The sequence below is a fragment of the Endozoicomonas sp. SESOKO2 genome (assembly GCF_024606245.1).
Lineage (GTDB): Bacteria > Pseudomonadota > Gammaproteobacteria > Pseudomonadales > Endozoicomonadaceae > Endozoicomonas_A.
The window spans coordinates 1-5,818 of sequence record NZ_JAHHPQ010000376.1 but is presented as its reverse complement, the minus strand read 5'-3'; the positions used below and the strand labels follow the sequence as shown (position 1 = coordinate 5,818).

6 protein-coding genes are annotated in these 5,818 nt (G+C 46.0%); 3 read left to right on the top strand and 3 right to left on the bottom strand.

Annotation, left to right across the window (positions count from 1 at the left end; genetic code table 11):
* Together KDK17_RS08285 and KDK17_RS08280 are read left to right on the top strand one after the other, a co-directional pair.
* Window positions 1–1,213 (top strand): serpin family protein (locus KDK17_RS08285; RefSeq protein ID WP_257287831.1); only part of this gene is annotated, 1,213 nt, incomplete at its 5' end.
* A gap of 286 nt (window positions 1,214–1,499) precedes the next feature.
* Window positions 1,500–2,900, top strand: a complete 1,401-nt coding sequence (locus KDK17_RS08280; RefSeq protein WP_257287830.1) for a serpin family protein — start codon at window positions 1,500–1,502, stop codon at window positions 2,898–2,900.
* Between the two features lie 61 nt (window positions 2,901–2,961).
* Here the strand turns inward: KDK17_RS08280 and KDK17_RS08275 are convergent, their stop codons facing one another.
* The 3 genes from KDK17_RS08275 to KDK17_RS08265 are packed head-to-tail and all read right to left on the bottom strand — an operon-like array spanning window position 2,962 to window position 4,482.
* A complete protein-coding gene (locus KDK17_RS08275; RefSeq protein WP_257274919.1) occupies window positions 2,962–3,627 on the bottom strand; it encodes an SOS response-associated peptidase in 666 nt (221 codons plus the stop codon).
* 2 nt (window positions 3,628–3,629) lie between these two features.
* On the bottom strand, window positions 3,630–3,878 hold the full coding sequence (locus tag KDK17_RS08270; RefSeq protein WP_257253439.1) for a DUF2007 domain-containing protein: 249 nt from the start codon (window positions 3,876–3,878) through the stop codon (window positions 3,630–3,632).
* Between the two features lie 37 nt (window positions 3,879–3,915).
* Window positions 3,916–4,482, bottom strand: a complete 567-nt coding sequence (locus KDK17_RS08265) for a tetratricopeptide repeat protein (RefSeq protein ID WP_257253438.1) — start codon at window positions 4,480–4,482, stop codon at window positions 3,916–3,918.
* A 294-nt stretch (window positions 4,483–4,776) separates the two neighbouring features.
* Between KDK17_RS08265 and KDK17_RS08260 the strand changes: the two genes are divergently transcribed.
* Window positions 4,777–5,818, top strand: a 1,042-nt coding sequence (locus tag KDK17_RS08260; RefSeq protein WP_257287829.1) for a 1-acyl-sn-glycerol-3-phosphate acyltransferase, incomplete at its 3' end; no start/stop codon positions are given.

Here is a 5,818-nt window from a genome sequence, read left to right as displayed (position 1 = left end):
GCATCAAGGTGACACAATACATTACCAATCGGCAACACCAGAAAACCCTGATTCAGATCCTGATTCACGAGCGGCTGAGTCCAAGCGGGATCTGGAGCTTGCCATAAGTGTATTTAGTCAGGCGGCAAAAGTAACTCCTGAAAATTTTCTTATCTCCCCTGATGGCCTTTTTCGATCGCTGGCACCAGTACTCATGGGGGCTACTGGAGAAACCAGGCGATTGCTTCAAAGCTACCTGGGAGATAAATATTCTGAGCCATCCCCTGCAGCAGCAACCGCAACATCTTCTGCACAGGACGACTACTTCGTCTCGAACACTATGCTCTTGTCCGATGAACTTGAAATTAAGGAAACTTATCGTGAGAAAGTTAAACAAGTAAACGTCGATGTTCGTGAAAACATCAAGTTCGACGACGATGTATCTATAGAAAGCCTTGCTGATGAGCTCAACAAACTATTTAGCGAATTAACCCATGGCATGGTCCCAAAATTTTGCCAAGCCAGCCAATGGGAGCCAGATACCACCGTGGCACTCATAAATTCTATTTACTTCAAAGCGCTTTGGGAAAGCTCTTTTAAAGTCCGAAGTGCAGGTTTATTTACTTTACGCGACGGCCAGAGAGTCACTTTGGACAAATTTATGCTGGGTGAAATCAGTTCCACCCAATACACAAGTCACAATGATTGGCAAGCAGTCGCCGTTCCTTACCGGGGAGCCCATGAAATGATTTTCGTTTTACCTCCCGAAGGGATAATGCCCCATGAGATATCAGCAGATATAATAATGGCATTATTTTCATCATTAAACTCCAAACAATCATGCCCATCATGTTCAAAAATCACTATTGGACTTCCACCCTTTAAAGTTGATTCGGACATTGAATTGAGCTACTTTCTGAGAAAAACACCTCTGCGTCCTATTTTTACAAGGCACCTCGAATTAGGAGCTATGCTATCTAATGGTCCAGGTGTTTTGCTTAATCTGGTTCGTCAACATTGCGCAATTGAGGTCAATGAAAATGGGACCCGAGCCGCAGCTGTCACACGCATCTCTACAACGAGAGGAGGGGGAGGGGGCAATCAGAGAAAATCCATCCAATTTAATCGACCATTCCTTTATGTATTGCATAATAAATTAACAAATAGAATCATCTTCATTGGGCAGATACTTGATCCTCGCAGCACTTCGGAATCGGATATCGGGTACCGGTAGCCATTAATCAGGTAAGGGGAGCCTCACGACTCCCCTCACCCTTTCGTTGCAATTGAGAGAAAATAGTGTTCTCAGAAATTTACGGGGAAATAGCTGTCGAGAAAAAATGAATCTTTAATTTTTACAGCATCAGCTGCCTCTGACCCTTAAGCTGGTACAATTTTTGGGCACTAACCAAAAAACCACCCTATATTGAATTTCGTACAACGTTCCTGAGGGCAACTGTCCAGTAAAAAGTGAGATTATATTGAGACAAGCCCTGATATTAAGAAGACAGGGTGCTAACATGGTACTATCAAACAAGTCTCCCGTTATAAACTTGCAGTACAGTCGTGTTCTGCTGTCAGTCAGTTTGCTTCATTTCCTTTCGCTACCCTCGCCACTTCAGGCCGAGACCTGTGACACCTACGACTTCAATCAGAATCGTGAAAGATTTTCACTCTCCCCAGCGTTTCATGAAAAAAATCCTGACGAGGAACTTCAATATGACACAATGCCCTCCCAATCGGCAATACCAGCAAATCCTGATTCAAATCCCGGTTCACAGTCGGATGAATCGCAGGGGAATCTGGAGCTTGCCATAAATATATTTAGCCAGGCAGCAAAAGAAACGCCTGAAAATTTTCTTATCTCCCCTGATGGCCTTTTCAGATCACTGGCACTAATACTCATGGGGGCTACTGGCGAAACCAGGCGACTGCTACAAAGCTACCTGGGGGATAATTACTCTGAGTCATCCGGTGCAACAGCATCAATCGCAACATCTTTTGCACGGGACGAATACTTCATTGAGAATTGTTTGCTCTTGTCCAGTGAACTTGAACTTCGGGAAACTTATCGTGAGAGACTTAAACAAATAAACGCCGATATTCGTGATAAAGTCGACTTCTTCGACCGTGTATTTTTACAAAACCTCGCTGATGAGCTCAACAGACTATTTAGCCAATTAACCCATGGCATGGTTCCTCAATTTTGCCACGTCGACCAATGGCCCCCAGATACCACCTTGGCACTCATAAATTCTATTTACTTCAAGGGGCTTTGGGAAAGGTCTTTTAATGTCCGAAATACAGGCGTATTTACCTTACCCAATAACCAGAGAGTTGTTTTAGAGCAGTTTATGGAGGAGGAAATCAGTTCCATACAATACACAAATCATAATGATTGGGAGGCAGTTACTGTTCCTTACCAGGGGGCGCATGAAATGATTTTGGTTTTACCTCCGGAAGGTATAATGCCTCATGAGATATCACCAAAAATAATAAAAGCATTATTTTCATCCTTAAACTCTGAAGAATCACGCCCATCATATTCAAAAATCTCTCTTGGACTTCCACCCTTTAAAGTTGATTCGAACATTGAATTGAAGAAATTTTTCGATAGAACAGGTTTACATTCTCTTTTTACAAACCCCCTCGAATTAGGAACTATGCTATCCGTCACTCTACCTGTTTACATTAATGTGGTTCGTCAACATTGCGCAATTGAGGTTAATAAAGATGGAACCCGAGCCGCAGCTGTCACACACATGTCATTTTCGAGATCGTTTGTGGAGAGCAATCAGAGAAAATCAATCCAATTTAGTCGACCATTTCTTTATATATTGCATAATAAAATAACCAAAAAAATCATCATAATTGGACAATTACTAGATCCTCGGAGCACTTCAGGAGCGGGTACCCATTAATCGGAACAGGGGGGCCTCTTGACTCCCCTCACCTTTTTGTCGTGAGCAACGAGGGAGTGCTTTAATTGCGAGCTACCAGTTTCCTCACGCACTCTGGCCCCTTGTTTGAGACGTTATTCACCACTCTGCCCACTTTATAAAAAGACAGCTTGCTAACCTTCTCAGCCGGGTTGCTCAGACTGTCAAAAACCGTCTCATAATTTTCACCCAGCCAATCGTTAGCCTGTTTCTGTTGCAACAAAACAGGCATTCTTTCGGTCAACGGTGATATATCGCCGATAGCAGGGCAAGTGAGGATTGCACAGGATTCGAAACTTAGTTGGTCATCCACAGGATAACTTTCCCAAAGACCGGCAAAGAGACATAATCCACCCGACTTCGGTCGTATATACCAGGGCTGACTGCGGTCCCGCACTTTCTGCCAGTCGAACCAGCCATCAGCCAGAACCAGACAACGTCGCTTTTTCAGGGCATTGCGAAACATCGGTTTGTCGGCAACGGTTTCGATTCTGGCATTAATCTGGGCTCTGGAAAAATCCTGCAGCCAGTGAGGAACCAACCCCCACTTAACCCGAGCATTTTCTAAATCGCCCTGATTATTATGTTTGACAATAAGCACCTGTTCGCCAGGCGCAACATTGTAGGACGGGATATTGGCTTCTGGCTGACGAATACCCAGCCAGCTCAGGCTGATCTGGTCGGCCATCAACGTATAACGACCACACATAATCAGTCTTCCTGAACCTCAGCAGAGTCTTCCAGAACGGGAGACGCCTTGAGGTAATCTTCGATCATTGCTTTGGCCAGACCGGCATCGCCATCTTCAACGTAGAGCGCTAGCAAACCGCTAGCGGGTAGTTCACCAACGGCCCCCGTCAAATAGCTACCTCCCAGATGGCAGGCAATGCCATGGTTCAACAGAACATCCTTGAGGCACTGGGCCTCAAGGAGATTATCAGGACAGAATATTTTAATCATACTTTTATAAAAACACAGCCACCGTCGTAAAGCCAGCTTACTTCAGATAGACCGTCCTGATCTGACTGATCAGTTCATTTGCTTTAGCTCTCTGGGCAGGGTTAAGCAATTCAGACAGTTCCTGCTTCTGTTTACGGGCCGCAGTCTGAAAATCTCCCGCAGAATCTTCCAGACTCAGAGCAGTCCAAATATAAGCAGCAATCAGGTTACGGTCTGTACCTGCTCCCTCATAATAGGACTTCCCCAGCTCGTACTGAGCCTCTGCACTCTTGCCTTCCCGACCTGCCGCACGTTCGATCAGTTGAAACCCTTTTCCGGGATCTTTGGTGACACCACCCAGCCCCTCTCGATAGGCCTTACCCAGCAACAGTTCCGCCTGAACATTGCCCTGGTTCGCCAGAGGTTCCAGTAGAGAAAGGGTTTGACTGGCATTTTCCGGCTTCGCTTTACCAGCCACCAACAGGCTACCCACTTCAAGTATGGCCTGCTCGTCGCCGGAGCTGGCCTGCTTAAGCAGGCTGGAAAAGTCAGCAGTCCAACCGCTCAGGGAAAACAGCAATGAGAAGGCCAGCAGCCCACCGCAGCACTTTTTATTCAATGACATCTGCTACCTCTAGCCATTTTGAGCAGACGACTGCCCAGTTATTTCATTATTGGAACGCTGATGTGTTCGTAGGGGCGGAGTATACACACTCGAGACAGGGAATACTGCAAGGTTTCAATTTTGAATAACTCATAAATCAGTGAAACCCACATCAACAAACATACATACACCCACCCACCTTAATTCTCAAACCGTTACAAAGTGCCACAACCCCGCTACAGACCCTTTGTTTTAATACCTATATACTCAACGGTTTAACTCACCGCTGTTATATAAGGCAATAATCCCGAACAGATGGAACGCTTTGAAGAAATCCGCCCCTATCACGATCGAGAGGTAAGGCCTGTCCTGAACCGCCTGTTGCTGGACCGTGAACTGATTCAGGCGCTGGTACATCATCAGTACCCCAACATGCCAGGCTTCCTTGGTGGTGTTGCGAGCTGGCTGACTGCTATGAGACTGCGCTACAAGCTAAAGAACATTCATAACATTGATGGACTGCAGGAGGTCATTGAACCTTACCTGACCCGTGTCATTGAAGGCAGCACTTCCGGCATCAGCTTTTCCGGACTGGACCAACTCGACAAAGAGCAGGCTTACCTGTTCGTGTCTAATCACCGGGACATCGTTATGGATCCTGCCTTTGTCAATCTCGCTGTTTATAAACAGGGCATGCAAACCGTTCGAATAGCCATTGGTGACAACCTGCTGCAAAGACCTTTTGTCAGTGATCTGATGCGCCTCAACAAAAGTTTTATCGTCAAACGATCCATAGAAGGCCGCCGGGAAAAGCTCAAGGCTTATCAGACACTGTCAGCCTATATTCATCATTCCATTGATACCGGGCATCCCGTCTGGATCGCCCAGAGTGAAGGACGGGCAAAAGACGGTGATGACAAAACCGACTCCGCCATCATCAAGATGTTTCATATGAGCCGAAAAGCTGCGGATACTTCTTTTGCCGACAGCATTCGTTCCATGAACCTGGTACCCGTATCAATTGCTTACGAATACGACCCCTGCGATCTGGCCAAAGCCAGGGAACTCTTCGCGACTGAAGCCCAGGGCAATTATGAAAAGTTCGAAGGTGAAGACCTTCAAAGCATCGTGACTGGCATTAATGGTTTCAAAGGCGGTGTCCATGTAGCTTTTGGCACACCGCTGAAGGAAAAGTATGAAAACGCCAACCAGGTTGTTGAAGAAGTGGATCGTCAGGTTCATCAGAACTATTACCTGTTTGCTTCCAATCTGATTGCCTTTGATCGACTCCGCAGTGCCTATCCCCATGTGACAGAGTGTTCTTTAAAAGCCCTATTTGAAAAATTTTGCCCGGATG